Origin of the sequence: Methylomonas koyamae (assembly GCF_019669905.1) — a bacterium.
In the GTDB taxonomy this organism is placed as follows: domain Bacteria; phylum Pseudomonadota; class Gammaproteobacteria; order Methylococcales; family Methylomonadaceae; genus Methylomonas; species Methylomonas koyamae.
Genome location: NZ_AP019777.1, coordinates 138,597 through 155,953 on the forward strand (window position 1 = coordinate 138,597; position 17,357 = coordinate 155,953).

General features: G+C 57.7%; 16 protein-coding genes. 9 read left to right on the top strand and 7 right to left on the bottom strand.

Annotated features, from left to right (window positions below; all coding sequences use genetic code 11):
• Positions 1-298 precede the first annotated feature (298 nt).
• The 5 genes from MKFW12EY_RS00675 to hpnR all read right to left on the bottom strand — a co-directional run bounded on the left by MKFW12EY_RS00675 (position 299) and on the right by hpnR (position 4,718).
• Complete coding sequence (locus tag MKFW12EY_RS00675; RefSeq protein ID WP_221053825.1) at positions 299-799, bottom strand: YkgJ family cysteine cluster protein; 501 nt, start codon at positions 797-799, stop codon at positions 299-301.
• A 30-nt stretch (positions 800-829) separates the two neighbouring features.
• Positions 830-1,135: a hypothetical protein gene (locus MKFW12EY_RS00680; protein WP_221053826.1), complete on the bottom strand. Its 306-nt coding sequence runs from the start codon at positions 1,133-1,135 to the stop codon at positions 830-832.
• Between the two features lie 197 nt (positions 1,136-1,332).
• Positions 1,333-2,034 (bottom strand): hypothetical protein, encoded by a 702-nt coding sequence (locus MKFW12EY_RS00685; protein WP_054759452.1) that lies wholly within the window; start codon positions 2,032-2,034, stop codon positions 1,333-1,335.
• 213 nt (positions 2,035-2,247) lie between these two features.
• Positions 2,248-2,991, bottom strand: a complete 744-nt coding sequence (locus MKFW12EY_RS00690; RefSeq protein ID WP_054759454.1) for a hypothetical protein — start codon at positions 2,989-2,991, stop codon at positions 2,248-2,250.
• A 164-nt stretch (positions 2,992-3,155) separates the two neighbouring features.
• Positions 3,156-4,718 (bottom strand): hopanoid C-3 methylase HpnR, encoded by a 1,563-nt coding sequence (gene hpnR, locus MKFW12EY_RS00695; protein WP_054759457.1) that lies wholly within the window; start codon positions 4,716-4,718, stop codon positions 3,156-3,158.
• 319 nt (positions 4,719-5,037) lie between these two features.
• Here hpnR and hisC point away from each other — a divergent pair, with 319 nt between their 5' ends.
• The 4 genes from hisC to MKFW12EY_RS00715 all read left to right on the top strand — a co-directional run bounded on the left by hisC (position 5,038) and on the right by MKFW12EY_RS00715 (position 8,968).
• Positions 5,038-6,117 (top strand): histidinol-phosphate transaminase, encoded by a 1,080-nt coding sequence (gene hisC, locus MKFW12EY_RS00700; protein ID WP_054759459.1) that lies wholly within the window; start codon positions 5,038-5,040, stop codon positions 6,115-6,117.
• 131 nt (positions 6,118-6,248) lie between these two features.
• A complete protein-coding gene (gene petA / locus MKFW12EY_RS00705; RefSeq protein WP_054759461.1) occupies positions 6,249-6,848 on the top strand; it encodes a ubiquinol-cytochrome c reductase iron-sulfur subunit in 600 nt (199 codons plus the stop codon).
• Positions 6,845-8,242 carry a cytochrome b gene (locus MKFW12EY_RS00710; protein ID WP_221053827.1) on the top strand — a complete coding sequence of 466 codons (1,398 nt, stop codon included), beginning with the start codon at positions 6,845-6,847 and terminating at the stop codon, positions 8,240-8,242. The genes petA and MKFW12EY_RS00710 overlap by 4 nt, the downstream gene beginning before the upstream one ends.
• 3 nt (positions 8,243-8,245) lie before the next feature.
• The gene (locus MKFW12EY_RS00715; RefSeq protein ID WP_054759463.1) at positions 8,246-8,968 is read left to right on the top strand and encodes a cytochrome c1; all 723 of its coding nucleotides are present in this window, start codon (positions 8,246-8,248) and stop codon (positions 8,966-8,968) included.
• An 86-nt stretch (positions 8,969-9,054) separates the two neighbouring features.
• Here the strand turns inward: MKFW12EY_RS00715 and ftsH are convergent, their stop codons facing one another.
• Complete coding sequence (gene ftsH, locus MKFW12EY_RS00720; protein WP_082409670.1) at positions 9,055-10,968, bottom strand: ATP-dependent zinc metalloprotease FtsH; 1,914 nt, start codon at positions 10,966-10,968, stop codon at positions 9,055-9,057.
• A gap of 570 nt (positions 10,969-11,538) precedes the next feature.
• On the opposite strand from ftsH, the gene lexA reads away from it, so the two are divergent.
• The 3 genes from lexA to MKFW12EY_RS00735 are packed head-to-tail and all read left to right on the top strand — an operon-like array spanning position 11,539 to position 12,699.
• Entirely contained in the window at positions 11,539-12,168 is a 630-nt protein-coding gene (lexA, locus tag MKFW12EY_RS00725; protein WP_054759465.1) for a transcriptional repressor LexA, read from the top strand.
• Positions 12,169-12,180: 12 nt separating this feature from the next.
• On the top strand, positions 12,181-12,330 hold the full coding sequence (locus MKFW12EY_RS00730; RefSeq protein WP_157198033.1) for a hypothetical protein: 150 nt from the start codon (positions 12,181-12,183) through the stop codon (positions 12,328-12,330).
• A 45-nt stretch (positions 12,331-12,375) separates the two neighbouring features.
• On the top strand, positions 12,376-12,699 hold the full coding sequence (locus MKFW12EY_RS00735; protein ID WP_054759467.1) for a YqfO family protein: 324 nt from the start codon (positions 12,376-12,378) through the stop codon (positions 12,697-12,699).
• A gap of 22 nt (positions 12,700-12,721) precedes the next feature.
• Here the strand turns inward: MKFW12EY_RS00735 and MKFW12EY_RS00740 are convergent, their stop codons facing one another.
• A complete protein-coding gene (locus MKFW12EY_RS00740) occupies positions 12,722-13,876 on the bottom strand; it encodes a PilT/PilU family type 4a pilus ATPase (protein WP_054759524.1) in 1,155 nt (384 codons plus the stop codon).
• Positions 13,877-14,037: 161 nt separating this feature from the next.
• Between MKFW12EY_RS00740 and MKFW12EY_RS00745 the strand changes: the two genes are divergently transcribed.
• Both MKFW12EY_RS00745 and MKFW12EY_RS00750 read left to right on the top strand, forming a co-directional pair.
• The gene (locus MKFW12EY_RS00745) at positions 14,038-16,647 is read left to right on the top strand and encodes a PAS domain-containing sensor histidine kinase (RefSeq protein WP_221053828.1); all 2,610 of its coding nucleotides are present in this window, start codon (positions 14,038-14,040) and stop codon (positions 16,645-16,647) included.
• Positions 16,644-17,276: a response regulator gene (locus tag MKFW12EY_RS00750; protein WP_096875527.1), complete on the top strand. Its 633-nt coding sequence runs from the start codon at positions 16,644-16,646 to the stop codon at positions 17,274-17,276. Before MKFW12EY_RS00745 ends, MKFW12EY_RS00750 begins: the two co-directional genes overlap by 4 nt.
• Positions 17,277-17,357 lie beyond the last annotated feature (81 nt).

The window sequence follows — 17,357 nt, forward strand, 5'->3', positions numbered from 1 at the left end:
TTAACCGCCGGCTTTAGCGAACAGGATGCGCTGGGATGGGTACGAAATATCGTATATTTGCTTTATGTCGTGCCGGGCTTGCCGACACAAAGCCGGCAGCCGCGTTGCAATCGAACGTTAGCCGGTAGCGGAATGGAAGGTTAGGAAATGGGTATCAGCGCAGCGAAAATTTTGCCGTTTTACCGGCATTCGCTGCGCGACAACATCCGAACGCAATAGCCATTTCCTATCAGGCTCTATTGGCTCGGCGTTTCCGGCAAATGCCGAGGCTGCGCGGCTAACGGCTTACTCTGTACCGCTATCCTACTGCTTCCCGCTGCGCAAACCACTCCGTCAATGCCCTGGTTTCCCCCAGCGCCTGCAGCCGGCGGTCGACCGCACCGTGGTTGCCCCAAACCACATCGTTCAGCACGCCATTGTCGACTTGGGCTTCGATGTCTTTGCAGTACAAGCCCTTATCGCGTTGTAGGTAGAATCCATAGGTCCGACAAGCGATCGGGCGTTGGGGGTAGACTCGGCAACTGCCGCTAGCGCGGTCGAGCAAGGGGCAGGCGATAGGGCGGACGCTTTGCTCGGCCAGCGCGGCAACGTCTTCGGCTACCGCCCGCAAAATCTGGCTTGGCAGCAAGGCCAGCCCTTCGTCGAGTAGCCGCCATTCCGCCAGGCTGAGCCGCGGAATGTCGGCCAGGCGGTGGCAACAACCTTGGCAACCTTGCCGGCACAGCCAGTCGGGCCGTTCGGAGCGGATAGCCGCGACCCTGGCGTCGATGTCGGCGTGTAAGCCTTCGAGCGGCGTCATCGGCGCAACTGGCAATGCTGCGTTTGTTCGTTATTGCGGTTCCGCATCGCCTTGCCGAGTCTGTTCCGTAGCCGGCCGGCCGGCTACGGTCCCGCGCTTTTTCCATTTGGCGTAGAAGTAGGTCGCGCCGGAAACGGTGCCGGCCACCGTCGCCACCGTGCCCAGGATGGGCGCGGCGGTGACGATTAACGGCGGGCTGACGATGCCCAACCAGACGCCGACCGCAGTCAGCCCGGTGGGCGCGGCGACGGCTGCGCCGGCGGCGGCGATACCGGCGGCAATGCCGGTTGCCATGGAAACGTTTTCGGTTCGGTTGGCGAGTTTTTCGTGATCCATCTGCTTGGCCTGTTGTGCTAGGGGTTGGATTTGGTTGTTGGGGGTGGCCGGTAACGCGCCACATTGTGGTCCGGCCGCGAAAACCCTGTCAATGCAGCGAACGCGCGAGGTGCTGGCGGCGCGGTCATCGGCACGCGGCGGGAGTTCCGATCACCGCTTCGATGTTACCAAGCGGTTGATTGCGCCGGCAGCCGTTATCAGCTCACCACGGTGCGCATGGCATGCTCCTCGTCGAACAGCGTGCGTTGTTGTTCCAATTTGTCGACGAATTCTTTGTAAAACTCGCCGGAAATCTTGGCCATCATTTTCGCAGCTTGCTCCGCCAGCTTGGGGTCGCTGGTGGTGCCGGTGTATCGCAGCGGACCTTGGGTCGGATCCGGATTCGGTACTCCCAGGTGTTTATCGAGCACCATTTTATTCTGTATCGGCCCGGCCTTTTTGGTATTACTGACTACCCGGAAGCGGTTGCCCAGCTCGTTGGCTTTGATGCTCGGCCCCATCGCGCCGGAAATTTCGATACCTTTCAAACCGCGGTCGCGGAGCGCTTTGGCGATCACATCGATCACTGCGGTGCCGGGCTTTTTACCGACTAAAACGCCGGCGTAACAGGACGTGATGATCAAGCGGCGAAAGTTATCGGGTAATGCTTTGGAGCCTTTGGTCAGCTTGTTCGCCATATCCAGCGCCGAGCGGCTTTCGATTTGCCCCGGAGAACCGTGGCCGACGATACACAGTTCCTGAACGCCGCTCAGATCGGGGTTGTCGTCGTAGTACAGCACGGGGCCGCCTACCCGGGTCAAGCCGTAATCGATCGACGTCGAAACGATAAAATCCAATTGGCTGGCGGTCGTGCCGGAATTGCCGATAGCGACTTTAGGTACGGTTACAAGTACGGCCATGTCTCACCTCGCTTGCTCGAAAGCAGTAGATTGCGCATTTGAATAAAACCAGATAGCTAGTTAGCGGGCCGGGCGGCCCGTAACCGCTGAATGAAGTATAGCCGGGGGTGGCCCGGTTCGTCAGGCTTAGCATGCACGCGGCGCAGACCGTTTGCAGGGTCTGACGGCGCGCCTGCGGCGCCGGCAAACCAAATCGCTTTACGGTCTTGCCGCCTACAACACGATGTTCTCGCCGGTCACCTTGTCGGTTTGCTGCTGTACGATGGGCTTCAGTCCGCAATATTCGAGTACTTCGGCAATCCTTTGTTGGGTGGGCCACTTGCCGGTCTTGCGGATTTCGTATGCCAGCAGCATTTCGGCGCGTTCGACCTGGGAAATCTGAAAACTGGTGTGGCCGTTGCCGTCGTAGAAACTGACGCTGTTGCCGTTTCTCACCATCGCTTCGTAGCTCAGGTCGGCGATGAAGAAATCCGGATCCGTGGCATCGCCCTTGGCGTCGGCCGGCAAGTGGGCGTATTCGAGCTGGTTGAACTGGACTGCGGACGACACCGTTTTCTTGTTGTTGACGTCCGACTTGCCGTCCTGCAGGATGCCGCGCTGGATATTGCGGTAAATGTCCGCGGCCGCGCCGCTCCCGGTGCCGGGGTGCGCCCGATGCAAGGGTTTGACTTCTAGGTAAGCCAGCCCCTGCATCTCGATGACCTTTCCTTCTCCGTGTTTGCGGTCGTGGTCCTCGGCATAAACGTTGTAGCCGACCACATGCTCGGATTCGTGACGGGTACCGGTGGTGCCCAAAGTCTTGCGCTGAAAAGCCGCGGAACCGTGCGTGCCCACGCCATACTTGCCGCGTCGCTTCCGCAGCAACAACTTCATCTTCTTTTTCTTTTTATCGACTCCGCCGGAAAGTTTGAGTACGACTTCGACATCGAGTCCGACGTGGGTTTTTTTGTGTTTCATAGATAATCCCGGCTATTTGTTGCAAAAACGCTTGGCGGCGAATCGCCGCCGCAACCTGGGCCGACCGGCCGCGGAAAAAATCCGTCTAACGCCAGACGGGTTGGGCAAATAGTAGACGCAATCCCGGTTCGCGGGCGGTTTTGTCCGCATCCCCACGCCGTCAGTTAGCCTTCGGTAACTTGCTCGGCGCCGCGGCTTTGGTCGACGAAACGTTCGGAGGCGTCGTCCAACTGTCGGCCGGAGCGGCCGAGCGGTTGGTGGATGTACAGCGACTTCGACAACGATTTGCCGCGTTTGCCGTCGCCGTTGCCGGGCGGTTTCATCGCGTATTTGACCGGCATGCGGTGGTCGGCCAGTTGCAGGGCCGGGTTGAACACCTTGTCGAATTTCCACAAGTTGCCGACGAAGTTGGTCTGGCCGCGCATTAATATGCGGCCGACCGATTTACCGAATTTGCGGATCGCGCTCCAGCCCATATGTTTGGTAAACATGATGCGCTGGGTTTCGACCAGTTCGGCGTAAAACTCTTCCAGCGGCATTCGCGTCGGCATGACCGCGTGTTGGATGTCGAACAGGCGATAGTCCAGCGTGGATAATTTGCGCGATTCGGTCAGCCAGATTTCGGTGCCGGGGTAAGGCGTGTTGATGCTGATATTGACGATTTCCGGCACTTCCTTGCACCATTCGCGCACGACGCGGAAGCGTTCGTGGTCCCAGTCGGTATCGGCGATGATGTTGATCGCCACGTTGATATCCAGCGAGCGGGCGAACTCCAGCGCTTCGAAATTGCGGCTCAAGTCGATGCGTTTGCGATACCGCTCTAAGCCCTCGGAATCGATGGCTTCGATGCCGAGAAACATATAAGCCATGCCCAGTTCCTTCCACAGCCGGAATACGTCCTTGTTGCGCAGCAGCACGTCGCCGCGGGTTTCCAGGTAATACTCCTTTTTGACGCCCTTGCGCGCCAGCGCTTCGCCGATCTCCAGGCCGAGTTTCTCCTGGATGAAAGCGACATCGTCGACGATGAACAGGCCGGGCTCGCGCACCCGCTGCACTTCTTCGACCACTTTGTCCGGATGCAGGGTGCGGTAACTGCGGCCGTAAAAGGTCCAGGCGCTGCAAAAGCTGCAATCCCAGGGGCAGCCGCGGGAGAATTCGATCGAGGCGCACGGGTCCAGCATGCCCAGAAAATACTTGTTGCGGTGTCTGAGCAGGTCGCGCGCCGGGCTAATTCGGTTCAGGTCGGTGACGAAGCTGGGTTGCGGGCCTTGGCCCTGAGTGGTGACTACGCCGGGTACGGCGTGGACATTGGCGCGGTCGGTTTCGATTGCCTCCAGCAGCAAGGGCAGGCCGGATTCGCCTTCGCCCTTCAGTACCGCATCGATGGCTTCCTCGCCGTGTTCCAGCAACTCGTCGGCGATGAACGACGCGCTATGGCCGCCGACCACGATAAAAGCCTGCGGCAAGCGTTGTTTGCAGGCTTTGGCCAAGTCGACGACTTCCGGTACGTTGGCCAGATAGTTCAGCGAAATCGCGATGACGTCCGGACGCCAGGCTTCGACCAGGCGGAACAGGGCTGGCGCCGGCTCGACTTGTAAGTCGATCAACTGCGTTTCGCAGCCGTAGCGGCGTGCGGTTTCGGCGATCAGTTCCAGGCCCAAAGGCTCCAGGCGCAGAAAGACTTTGGTATACATCAGCGGGCTAGGGTGCACGGCCAGAAATTTCATCGGCGACTCTCTGTTGGCGGCTGCGGGAACTTCAGATTATGCCAAATTTCGCCGCAGGGCAAAGCCGGCAGCTAAAAGGAGTCTTTCCCGAAATTCGGCGGCGTCGCGTTTTTGCCAAGCCGAGACCGGCGGTGCTAGAATGGCGCCGCATTTCCGCCCGCGCCGCCGCGGGCGGTTCGCGTCAACGGGGACGCTGGATGGCTGGTTTGCAAGGTTATGCTTTCGTCCCTCGCTTTGTTAAAATCCGCCGACTTTTTTGCCCCGCGGTTGCCTTGGTTATCGCCGATGCCGCCCTTCCAATTCCGCCGGATTTGACACTATGCCGCTCCCACCGCTCGAAACCCTATTCCGCCGCGAAGTGCTCGCGATGTCGGCGTATCATGTCGCCGACGCCAGCAATTACATCAAACTCGACGCGATGGAAAATCCCTATTCATGGCCGGATGACATCCAGCAGGCTTGGCTGCAACATTTGAAAACCTGCCCGCTGAACCGCTATCCGGACCCGGAGGCGAAAGTTTTGGCCGACGCGCTGCGGCGCAGCAACGCTATTCCGGAAGCATCCGCCATTCTGCTCGGCAACGGTTCCGACGAGATCATTCAAATCCTGCTGATGGCCCTGCCCAACACCGCTGCCGTGTTGGCGCCCGAGCCCGGCTTCGTCATGTACAAACAAATCGCGCTGAGTTTGGGGTTGCGTTACCGGGGCGTGCCTCTGGCGGCGGAAAGTTTCGATCTGGATTTGCCGGCGATGCTGGCCGCAATCGAAGCCGAAAAGCCGGCCGTCATTTTTCTGGCCTATCCGAACAACCCGACCGGCAACCTGTTCGACCCGGCGGCGATCGAAGCGATCCTGGCCGCCGCACCGGGCTTGGTGGTGGTGGACGAAGCTTATGCGCCGTTCGCCGACGCCAGCTTCATCGAACGCTTGGCGCAATACGATAATTTATTGGTGATGCGCACGGTATCCAAGCTGGGCCTGGCCGGTTTGCGGCTGGGCTTTATGGCCGGCCCTCCGGCCTTGCTGGAACAACTGAACAAGGTCCGCCTGCCTTACAACATCAACTGCCTGACACAGGCCACGGCCGGTTTTGCGCTGGAGCATCCGCAGTTTCTGTTGGAGCAAACCCGCTTGATTCGCGAACAGCGCGGCGTCGTGATGCAAGCCTTGCAAGCGATCGATTCGGTCAAGGCCTATCCCAGTGCGGCCAATTTCATTCTATTCCGGACGTTAACCAAACCGGCGGATGCGGTGTTTGCCGGTTTGAAACAGCAAGGCGTGCTAATCAAGAACCTGTCGCCGCAGGGCGGAATGTTGGAAAACTGCTTGCGGGCGACGATAGGTAAACCGGAAGAAAACCAGGCCTTTCTGCAAGCCTTGAAAGCCGCGCTGGCCTAGGCCGGCAGGCGCCGCAGCCCCGGCGTAATAACAGTTTTAATAAACAGGGCCAGTAAGGTATATTTGCCGAACAATTATAAAAATTGATGTAGCTCTAAAAAATACATCGTCACGCAACAGGAGTATGTTCTATGAATCAAGAAGGCGTCGATACGTCAAAGCGCCAATTTCTGACCTCGGCGCTGTCGGTGGTTGGAGCCGTGGGTGCCGGTTATCTGGCGGTGCCCTTCCTCTCGCAAATGCAGCCCAGCGCCAAAGCCATGGCGGCGGGCGCTCCGGTCGAGGTCGACATCAGTAAAATGGAACCGGGCCAGTTGATCCGGGTGGCTTGGCGCGGCAAGCCGGTATGGATCCTGAACCGTACCCCGGAAGTGCTGACGACGCTGGCCACGCTGGACAGTAAACTGGCCGATCCGGTTTCCAACGAATCTCTGCAGCCCGAAAACAGCAAAAATCCGGTGCGCTCGATCAAGCCGGAAGTTTTTGTCGCGATCGGTCTGTGTACCCATTTGGGCTGCTCGCCCACCTTCCGCCCGGAAATCGCCCCCGCCGACTTGGGCAACGATTGGAAAGGCGGTTTCTTCTGCCCCTGCCACGGCTCCTGGTTCGATTTGGCCGGACGCGTGTTCCGCGGCGTACCCGCGCCGACCAATCTGGAAATACCGCCCTACCGGTATGAAACAGACAATCTGATCGTCATCGGCGAAGACAGCGAGGCTAGAGCAGCATGAAGCAAAAAATGAATCAATACAGCGACTGGCTGTTGGAGCGCTTTCCACTCTCCGATTTGTGGAACGAACACATGGCGCATTACTACGCGCCGAAAAATTTTAACATCTGGTATTTCTTCGGCTCGCTGGCGCTGTTCGTGCTGGTCAACCAGTTCGTCACCGGCATTCTGCTGACGATGAACTACAAACCGGACGCCAAACTGGCGTTCGACTCGGTCGAATACATCATGCGCGACGTCAACTGGGGTTGGCTGGTGCGCTATATGCACTCCACCGGCGCCTCGGCGTTCTTCATCGTGGTCTATCTGCACATGTTCCGCGGCCTGGTTTACGGCTCGTTCAAGCAACCGCGCGAACTGATCTGGATCTTCGGCATGCTGATTTTCGTCTGCCTGATGGCGGAAGCCTTCATGGGCTACCTGCTGCCTTGGGGCCAAATGTCCTACTGGGGCGCGCAGGTGATCATCTCGCTGTTCAGCGCGATTCCCGTGGTTGGCGACGAATTGTCGTTGTGGGTTCGCGGCGACTACGTGGTATCGGATGCGACGTTGAACCGCTTCTTCGCCTTTCACGTCATCGCCGTGCCGCTGGTGTTGCTGATCCTGGTGTTCCTGCACATCGTCGCGCTGCACGAAGTCGGCTCCAACAACCCGGACGGCGTCGAGATCAAGAAAAACCTGAACTGGAAAGGCAACCCGATCGACGGCATTCCGTTCCACCCTTACTACACCGTCAAGGATATCGTCGGCGTCGGCGTGTTCATGTTCTTCTTTGCCACGGTGATTTTCTACATGCCGGAGCTGGGCGGTTTCTTCCTGGAGCACGCCAACTTCATTCCGGCCGATCCGCTGAAAACGCCGGAGCATATCGCCCCGGTCTGGTATTTCACCCCGTTTTACGCGATTTTGCGTGCGGTACCGGATAAATTCGCCGGCGTCATCGCCATGGGCGGCGCCATCGTCGTGCTGTTCATGCTGCCTTGGCTGGACCGCAGTCCGGTCAAATCCATCCGCTACCGCGGCGGCTTGTTCAAAAAAGCGGTACTGTTGTTCGTCATCGCCTTCCTGGGTCTGGGCTATTTGGGTACGCAACCGGCCACGCCCGGCGCGACGATGGTGGCGCGGGTATTCACCGCAGTGTATTTCGGCTTTTTCCTGTTGATGCCGTTATATACCCGCTGGGAAAAAACCAAGCCGGTGCCGGAACATCTGACGCCGCAACCGACGCTGGAAGACCGGATTCCGGCAGTCAAGGCGTTGATCGACGAAGTGGTGGCAGTCCGTCAGGTTCCCGATAATTTGGGCGGTACGATTCCGAAAAAAGGCCCGAACTGGCCCGGTATACAAGCCGTGCTGATTCGTTTCGCAAAAAACCTGAAAAAGAGCCTGGACTAAGCCATGAAAAAGACACTCTACACTCTTTTGTTTTTGCTGCCTTTCAACGTGTTGGCCAGCGGCGGCGGCATCAAACTGGACAGCGCCGATATCGACCTGAGCGACATCCAATCATTGGAACGCGGCGCCAAACATTACGTCACCTATTGCTTGGGTTGCCATTCGGCCAAACACATCCGCTACAAACGCATCGCGCTGGATTTAAAACTGGACGAAGCGGAAATCCTGAAAAATGTCGCGCCGCTGGGCGCCGGCATTTACGACCAAATGCATTCGGCGATGAACGCTCACGATGCGGAAAAATGGTTCGGCACCACGCCGCCGGATTTATCGCTGATCGCCCGCTCCCGCGGCGCCGACTGGCTCTACAGCTATCTGCGCAGTTTCTACAACGACCCGTCAAAGCCGTTGGGCGTCAACAACGCGGTTTTCAAAGATGTGGGCATGCCTAACGTGTTCTGGCAATTGCAGGGCTCGCAAGCGGCGGAAATCCATAAAGTCGAAGGCCAGGACGTGGTTACCGGATTGAGGCTGGAGCAACCGGGGCAGTTGTCGCCGAAAGAATTCGACAAATTGGTCAACGACCTGGTCAATTTCCTGGTCTACGTCGGCGAACCGGTGCAACTGGAACGGCAGCAAATGGGTAAATACGTGTTGTTCTTCATCTTCATGTTCATCGTCTTGGCCTATTTGCTGAAGAAGGAATACTGGAAAGACGTGCACTAAGCGTCGATTTCCACACCGCAAAAAACCGGTATCGGCCACCGATACCGGTTTTTTTTATGCTTTGCTTTCGGACTAGCCCGCTAGCGCTAATCGCCCTGGAACGGAGTCCGGCCGAAAGCCGGCACTCCGGGCAACGGCCCGGCCGAGCCCGGATCGCTCCAGGCAATACTGGTTTTACCGGTTTTGGCCGGATCGCGCGCCGCTTTGGGCGGCGCAATCTTCTTGCCTCCCATCAATTGGTCGATTTGGCCTTTGTCCAGCGTCTCCCAATCCAACAAGGCCTGAGCCATGTTGTGCAGAATGTCGATATGCGTCTTCAGAATAGTTTCGGCGCGTTGGTAGTTGCTGGACAGCATGCGCCGGATTTCCTTATCGACGAATAAAGCCATTTGTTCGGACATCGGTTTGGCCTGCGGCCCGAAATAGCCGCTGTCGCTATCGCCGCAATCCATCGGACCCAAGCGGTCGGACAAGCCCCATTTGGTCACCATGTTCCGCGCCAGTTGGGTAGCGCGCTGAATGTCGTTGGAGGCGCCGGTAGTGACTTTGTCCTTACCGTAAATCAAAGCCTCGGCAATCCGGCCGCCGAACAGGCTGGAAATTTGCCCTTCCAGTTTCGCCTTGCTGGCGCTGTATTGATCCCTTTCCGGCAGGAACATTGTGATGCCCAAGGCGCCGCCGCGCGGCATGATGCTGACTTTATAAACCGGGTCGTGCTCCGGCACCAGCCGGCCGACGATGGCGTGTCCGGCTTCGTGGTAGGCCGTCATCAGCAGTTCTTCCCGGCTCATGATCATCGTGCGTTTTTCCGCGCCCATGATGGTTTTGTCGCGGGCTTTGTCCAGGTCGTTCATCGTCACTTCCCGCTGGTTGTTGCGGGCGGCGAACAAGGCGCCTTCGTTGATCAGATTGGCCAATTCGGCACCGGAGAATCCGGGCGTACCGCGCGCCAGCGCGTTGATATCGACATCGGCGGCCAGCGGCACCCGGGCGGCATGCACTTTGAGGATTTGCTCGCGGCCCTTGATATCCGGCAAGCCGACCTGCACCTGGCGGTCGAAACGGCCCGGCCGCAGCAGGGCTTTATCCAGCACGTCGGCGCGATTGGTGGCGGCGATGACGATAATGCCCTCGTTACCGCTGAAACCGTCCATTTCCACCAACAACTGGTTCAAAGTCTGTTCGCGTTCTTCGGTCCCGCCCATGTTGCCGCTGCTGCGCGCGCGGCCGACCGCGTCGATTTCGTCGATGAAAATGATGCAAGGCGCGCGTTTTTTGGCGTTATCGAACAAGTCGCGCACGCGCGAGGCGCCGACGCCGACGAACATTTCGACGAAATCGGAACCCGAGATCGAGAAGAACGGCACGCCCGCCTCGCCGGCAATAGCGCGAGCAATCAAGGTCTTACCGGTGCCGGGCGGTCCGACCATCAACACGCCGCGCGGAATTTTACCGCCCAGCGCTTCGTATTTGCCGGGATCTTTCAAGAAATCCACCAACTCGGCCACGTCCTGCTTGGCTTCCTCGGCGCCGGCGACGTCGTCGAAACGTACCTTGACCTGGTCCTCCGTCATCAATTTGGCCCGGCTTTTGCCGAAGGCGTTTTGGCCGCCGGCGCCCATTTGCTGCTTGCGCATGAAATAAATCAAGACCGCAATCAACAATAAGGTCGGAATCCACGAGTAGAAAATTTGCAGAAAGCTGGTTTCGTTGTCCGGACGCTCGACCTTGATTTTGACGCCGTATTCCAGCAAATCGTCGATCATGCGCATATCGCCCGGATTGTAGGTGCTGAATTCGCTGCCGTTATGGCGCCGGCCGCGAATGGAGCGGCCGTCGATCACGACTTCGGCGACCGACTTGCTGCGGACGTCGAGAATGAAATCGGAATAAGACTCGTCGTTTTGATTGCGGTAGGCGGACGAGGTGGGGTCGAAGGCGGCAAACAGGGCAATGGCAACGCCGGCCAATACGAACAGTGGGATGAGGATTTTTTTCATGATAAGCCTCCCGATGAGGATGCAAGCCGCAGTCGCGGCGGAAAAACAGCCGACCTGCTATATCGTCGATTGTTTATCCAAATCAAGCAAATTTCAGTCCAAGTGCAGAATTGGTGCATATTCCGTTAACAACTCCCTACCTTTGGCGCTATCGGCAACGACAACGCGCCACGGCCTGGGCGTTGCAGTCGGTAAGTTATTCGCGGAAAACCGTTTCCTTGCCGCGTGTCGGAATAGGGTTCGAACAAGCGGATTCCGCTATGGCGCGGCTGACAATCGCTGCGGATAAGGCATCGATGCACTGTGCCGGCCGGCTTGTGCGATCCGGCCGCATACGGTATCGCGCGGTAATTGCAAAAACGGGCAAATATGAACCAAGTTGGTGCGTTTTCGCTGTGGCGGGCCTTGTATAGGGATGTTTTGTCGTGGTTACGACAACGTTGCGGTCGCCTGTCGCGGGGTTTTCGGTGGGATTTACGACAAAACCAACATTTCGCGGGGACTGAAAAAAATGTTTGTTTTGAGTTTGTTTTGTATGTATTATTTTTTCAAAACAAATACAGAACAAAAATGAGCCTGACCCGTAAACAACAAGAGATTTTCGACTTCCTGCTGCAAAACCAGGAACAGTTCAACCATCCGCCAACGCTGGAGGAACTCTGCACGGCGATGGGTTTGAAATCGCGCGGTTCGCTGCACAGCCAGATCAAAGCTTTGATCGACGCCAACCTGGTCGAAGCGCCGGAGCGTAAACAACGCGGCATCCGTTTGACCGAATACGCCAAGGCCATGGCCAAGCCGGCCGAGCAGTCCGACCTATTGCCGTTCGTCGGGTTCATCGCCGCCGGCAAACCGATCGAAGCCATCGAAAATATCGCTTACATGGCGGTACCGGAGCAGTTGAAAACCGGCAAGTCCTGTTACGTGTTACAGGTCAAAGGCGATTCGATGTTGGAGGAAGGCATTTTCGACGGCGACTGGGTCGTCATCGAACAACGCAGCCACGCCCGTAACGGCGAGATTGTCGTGGCCTTGGTCGACAAAGCCGAAGCCACGTTGAAGTTCATCGAGCAATATCCGCACGAAACCTTGCTGATACCCGCCAATTCCACGATGCAGGCCATGCGCTACAAACCCGAGCAAGTGGAAATCCAAGGCGTATTGGTTGGGCAAATGCGGAGTTACACCCACCACCATTAATGAGGAAACGTTATGCCGCGTCAATCAGTCCATATGCGAGACCAAAAAGCCAACCAACTAGCCATGCACATTCGCGCCGACCGCCAGGCGGCGCTGAATATGATCGAGGAAATCACGCTGGTGATTGTATTGTGGGGCGTATTTTTGCTGGCGGCCGGCTGATGCGGGTTGTCGATAGCGGGATTCGTTACCAACGGTCGGCGCGCAATGTATAAACTCTGTTTTTACGCGCCGGCCAGCCATGTCGAAGCCATCAAACACGCCTTGTTCGAGCTGGGCGCCGGCCGTTTCGGCGACTACGACCGCTGCTGCTGGCAAACGCTGGGCCAGGGCCAGTTCCGTCCGCTATCGGGTAGCGAGCCGTATTTAGGCGCCATCGATCGGCTGGAAACCGTCGCCGAGTACAAGGTGGAAATGGTTTGCGCAGACGAGGTTGTCAAAGCTGCCGTGCAAACCCTGCTAGCCTGCCATCCCTACCAACAACCGGCCTACGCCGTTTATAAAATGCTGAATCTCGAAGATTTGCCGTAACGCGGCCGAGAGACCGCCGGCATCAATGGCCTTCGTCGCCGTCCTCGCCTTCCTTCTTGCTGATTTCTTCCAAAGCCAGACTGCCCAGCGCCCCGGCCGGTTTGGTCGCCGAACCCAAACCCTCGCTCAAGTTGATTTTCAATTTCAGATTGTTCGGCGAATCGGAATTGCGCATCGCTTCTTCCAGCGAGATCACACCGCTTTTGTACAGCTTCAATAGATGGCTGTCGAAGGTCTGCATGCCGACGTTTTCCGACTTTTCCATCGCCTCCTTGATCGCGTGAATGTCGCCCTTATGGATCAAATCGCTGACCAATTTAGTGCCCAACAGGATTTCGATTGCCGCAACCCGCTTGCCTTCGATGGTCGGTACCAGGCGTTGCGAAACGAAGGCCTGCAAATTCAACGACAAGTCCATCAACAATTGCGGCCGGCGCTCTTCCGGGAAGAAATTGATGATCCTATCCAGCGCCTGGTTGGCGTTATTGGCATGCAAGGTGGACAGGCACAAATGTCCGGTTTCGGCAAAGGCTAACGCATGTTCCATCGTTTCCTGGCTGCGGATTTCGCCGATCAGGATCACGTCGGGCGCCTGGCGTAAGGTGTTTTTCAATGCGTCCTCGTAACTCAGCGTGTCGACGCCGACTTCGCGCTGGTTGACCAGCGAACGCTTATGCGGGTGAACGAATTCGATCGGGTCTTCGATGGTGATGATGTGGCCCGACGAATTGCTGTTGCGGTAATCGATCAAGGCGGCCAGCGAGGTCGATTTGCCGGAACCGGTGCCGCCGACGAACAAAATCAGGCCGCGCTTTTCCATGATTTTGTCTTTCAAAATTTGCGGCAAGCCTAAAACGTCGGCATTCGGAATATCCACCTTGATATTGCGGATCACCAACGCATAACAATTGCGTTGCTTGAAAATATTGACCCGGAATCGGCCGATGCCCTCTTCGGTAATCGCCAGATTCATCTCCGGTACGTGCTCGAAACTGGCGCGCTGCTCGTTGTCCATCACGCTGTCGGCAATCTGTCTGATCCGTTCCGGAGTCAGCTTGACGTTTTCCAACGGCTTCAAGGTGCCTTGAAACTTTGCAGCCGGCGGCGCACCGGCCGTCAAATACAAATCGGAACCGTCGTGCTGCACCAGGATTTTCAAATAGTCTCTAAATTCCATATCGGCCAATCTCGCGTTGAAAAATACCCAAAGTTTAGGCCAATCGGCCGACAAGTGAAGTCCGCCAAAATACCGGATTGGCCGAATCGCGCCGAGAAATTCTTTGCCATCGCCGCCGATTACTCGTTTATCCTTGCGTTTTTTGCAATGCCGCCGCCGCCATGCCCCGCACCCGATTCAAGCTGAATGACCCGTATGCCGAAATCGACTGGTTGTACGGCATCGTCGCTAGTATCGACGATGCCGCGCTGGTGTTGGGGGCCGACCGGCATATCCTCTACGCCAATCCGGCCGCGGAAGCATTGTTCGAGCTGGCCGGTAGTGAATCCCCTCGCGCCGGCGAATGGCACACCCGCCTGTATTACCCCGACCGGATGCAGCGTTGCGCCGTCGCCGAATTGCTGCGGTCGGCCGGGACTGAGTCTGCGCCTGCAATCGCACTGTGTCTGGCCAATACTGCCGGTTCCAGCATGGCGTTGTCCTTGAAAATCCGCAAGCTGGACAGCCGGCAAGGCCAAGCCTACCTGTTGCTGTTTTCGCCTCGCTCGCCGAGCCCGGCGCCGGCAACCGAATCCGCCGCCGAACTATTGGAGCACAGTCCGAATTTGAGCACGGTTCTAAACCACATGCCGGCCATGATCGGCTACTGGGACCGCAATTTGCGCAACCGCTTCGGCAATACCGCTTACGAGGAGTGGTTCGGTTTCACGCCGAGCAGCATGCTCGGCAAACACATCCGCGAAGTGATCGGCGATAAGTTATATGAATTGAACAAACCGTATTTGGACGCGGTACTGCGGGGGGAAGCGCAGTATTTCCAACGCACCATCGTCGATGTAGCCGGCAGGGAACGTTATACCCAGGCGGCCTATTTGCCGGACTATGCCGACGGCCGGGTCATCGGCTTTTTCGTCCTGGTTACCGATGTGACCGAATTGAAGCGCGCCCAAAAACGGGTCAGCGAATCGGAAGCCAGCCTGCGGGCGATCTACGACAACTTGCCGTTTCTGGCCTGGATGAAAGACCGCGACGGCCGCTACTTGCAAGCCAACAAGCATTGGTTGCAGGCGGTCGGCGTCAATCAAACGCACGCGCTGAACGGTATTACCGATTACGACATCTGGCCGCGAGAGCTGGCCGAACATTACCAGGCGGTAGACCGGGAGGTCATGCAAAACCGTCGGCAAATCCAGCTCACAGAACGTGCGTTCGACGGCGGCCGCGAAACCTGGACCGAAACCATCAAGTCGCCGGTCATCGGCGAAAACGGCGAAGTGCTCGGCACCACCGGCCTGGCCAGGGACATAACCGAGCAACGCATCGCCGAAGAAACGCTGCGCAATTATAGCGAGCGCTTGCGCCTGGCCACCCAGGCCTCGGCCATCGGCATTTGCGAATGGGACATCGGCAGCGGCCAAGCCGACTGGGATGCGCGAATGTACCAGATATTCGGTATCGCCCAGGGCACGCCGATCGATTACGACGTTTGGGCGCAACTGGTTGTCGCGGATGATTTGCCGCGCTGCAAAGCCAAGCTGCGCAAGTTGATCCACCACAAACGGGAACAACATTGGGAATTTCGCATCCGCCGCCAAAACGACGGCAGTTTGCGCTACATCCAGGCGGCCGCCATCGTCGGCAGCAGCCCCAACGGCGAGCAGCAAAAAATCGTCGGCGTCAATATCGACGTGACCCGCTACAAGACCATCGAGCATGCCTTACGCGACAGCGAAGCCCATTTGGCGCACGCACAAGCGCAGGCTCATCTGGGCAGTTGGCGCCTGGATAGCGATTTGAGTACGTTGCACTGGTCGGACGAAAATTACCGGATATTCGGCACACCAGCAGGAACTGCCGTTACCTATCGACATTTCCTCGATTGCGTACATCCGGAAGACCGAAACTTCGTCGACACCGCCTGGCAAGCGGCAATGAAAGGCGCAATTTTCGATATCCAGCACCGCATCCTGGTAAACGGCCAGCTCAAGTGGCTGCGGGAACGGGCCGAACTGGATTTCGACAGCCAGGGCCGCTTCTTGCGCGCGGTGGGCACGTCTCAAGACATTACCGAGCTGAAGGAGATCGAACGCGACCTGGAACACTCGCGCTCCCGGTTGCGGCTCCTCTACGCCCGCCGCGAAAAGGCCCGCGAAGAGGAGCGCAAGCGCATCGCCCGCGAAGTGCACGACGAACTCGGCCAGATGCTGACGGCGCTGCGCATGCAAATTTCGTTGATGCGGCTGCGGTTTGCCGACGGCAACGCCGAGCTGGCGGCAAAAATCCAGGATACGATGGTCTTGCTGGACAAAACCATAGAAGTTACCCGCGACGTGGCAACTTCGTTGCGGCCGTCGGCGATCGAGATGGGCATCGTGCCGGCACTGGAATGGCAAATCAAAAAATTTTCCGACCAATCCGGTATCGCTTGCGATTTTATCCATCCCGAAAACGGGCTGGACATGGACGAGGAATGCGCGATGGCGGTATTCCGCATCGTTCAGGAGTCGTTGACCAACGTGCTGAAGCATTCCGCCGCGGATAAGGTTAAAATCAGCATCGGCATCGAAGCCGGCCATTACTGTCTGGAAATTTTCGACAACGGCCGCGGCTTCGACGCATCGGACGCCAGGAAAACCCAATCGTTCGGCTTGATCGGCATCCAGGAGCGATCCATCATGCTGGGCGGCGCGACCGAAATACTCGGTTCCCCCGAGGCAGGCACGGCCGTTCGCGTCCGAATCCCGGCCGCCCCCAACAGATACGTTTTATGATTCGACTGGTCATAGCCGACGACCACGCCATCGTGCGTAGCGGGCTCAAACAATTATTCGCACTGAATGCGGACATCGAAATTAGCGGCGAAGCCGAAAACAGCGAACAACTGCTGGACTGCCTGCAGCGCAGTGCGGTGGACCTGGTGCTGCTGGATTTGAACATGCCCGGCCTGGGCGGCTGCGAGACGATAAGCCGGATCCGGCGGGAGTTCCCAACGCTGCCGGTGCTGGTGTTGAGCATGCACAACGAGCTGCAAATCGTTAGTTTGGCGTTGAAGGCCGGCGCCAACGGCTATCTGACCAAGGACAGCGACCCGGAAATGCTGATGGCCGCAATTCGCAGGGTTGCGGAAGGCCAGCGTTTCATCGATCCGAAACTGGCCGAGAAAATCGTGTTCGCCGACGAAGTCGAGGCCGCAAAAAAACCGCACGAGAAGTTGTCGGCCCGCGAATTTCAAATTCTGGAATTGCTGGCCAGCGGCAAGGGCATCAACGAAATCAGCCAGGAACTGGCTATCAGCAACAAAACCGTCAGCACGTACAAGTCGCGGCTGTGCGAAAAGTTGCAAATCAAAAACACGGCGGAATTGATCCGCTATTACGACGCCCAAATTTGGCAGCCGTAGCCCAAGCCATCCGCTCGCCTTCCGCACTCGACCCGGCGATACGGCAACGGACATGGTCGCAAGCCCTTGTTATGTGTAGGC

What these genes read in the sequence shown, in the direction of transcription:
- MKFW12EY_RS00675 (WP_221053825.1), bottom strand. Translation starts at nt 799, where the DNA reads ATGACGCCGCTCGAAGGCTTACACGCCGACATCGACGCCAGGGTCGCG.
- MKFW12EY_RS00680 (WP_221053826.1), bottom strand. Translation starts at nt 1,135, where the DNA reads ATGGATCACGAAAAACTCGCCAACCGAACCGAAAACGTTTCCATGGCA.
- MKFW12EY_RS00685 (WP_054759452.1), bottom strand. Translation starts at nt 2,034, where the DNA reads ATGGCCGTACTTGTAACCGTACCTAAAGTCGCTATCGGCAATTCCGGC.
- MKFW12EY_RS00690 (WP_054759454.1), bottom strand. Translation starts at nt 2,991, where the DNA reads ATGAAACACAAAAAAACCCACGTCGGACTCGATGTCGAAGTCGTACTC.
- hpnR (WP_054759457.1), bottom strand. Translation starts at nt 4,718, where the DNA reads ATGAAATTTCTGGCCGTGCACCCTAGCCCGCTGATGTATACCAAAGTC.
- hisC (WP_054759459.1), top strand. Translation starts at nt 5,038, where the DNA reads ATGCCGCTCCCACCGCTCGAAACCCTATTCCGCCGCGAAGTGCTCGCG.
- petA (WP_054759461.1), top strand. Translation starts at nt 6,249, where the DNA reads ATGAATCAAGAAGGCGTCGATACGTCAAAGCGCCAATTTCTGACCTCG.
- MKFW12EY_RS00710 (WP_221053827.1), top strand. Translation starts at nt 6,845, where the DNA reads ATGAAGCAAAAAATGAATCAATACAGCGACTGGCTGTTGGAGCGCTTT.
- MKFW12EY_RS00715 (WP_054759463.1), top strand. Translation starts at nt 8,246, where the DNA reads ATGAAAAAGACACTCTACACTCTTTTGTTTTTGCTGCCTTTCAACGTG.
- ftsH (WP_082409670.1), bottom strand. Translation starts at nt 10,968, where the DNA reads ATGAAAAAAATCCTCATCCCACTGTTCGTATTGGCCGGCGTTGCCATT.
- lexA (WP_054759465.1), top strand. Translation starts at nt 11,539, where the DNA reads ATGAGCCTGACCCGTAAACAACAAGAGATTTTCGACTTCCTGCTGCAA.
- MKFW12EY_RS00730 (WP_157198033.1), top strand. Translation starts at nt 12,181, where the DNA reads ATGCCGCGTCAATCAGTCCATATGCGAGACCAAAAAGCCAACCAACTA.
- MKFW12EY_RS00735 (WP_054759467.1), top strand. Translation starts at nt 12,376, where the DNA reads ATGTATAAACTCTGTTTTTACGCGCCGGCCAGCCATGTCGAAGCCATC.
- MKFW12EY_RS00740 (WP_054759524.1), bottom strand. Translation starts at nt 13,876, where the DNA reads ATGGAATTTAGAGACTATTTGAAAATCCTGGTGCAGCACGACGGTTCC.
- MKFW12EY_RS00745 (WP_221053828.1), top strand. Translation starts at nt 14,038, where the DNA reads ATGCCCCGCACCCGATTCAAGCTGAATGACCCGTATGCCGAAATCGAC.
- MKFW12EY_RS00750 (WP_096875527.1), top strand. Translation starts at nt 16,644, where the DNA reads ATGATTCGACTGGTCATAGCCGACGACCACGCCATCGTGCGTAGCGGG.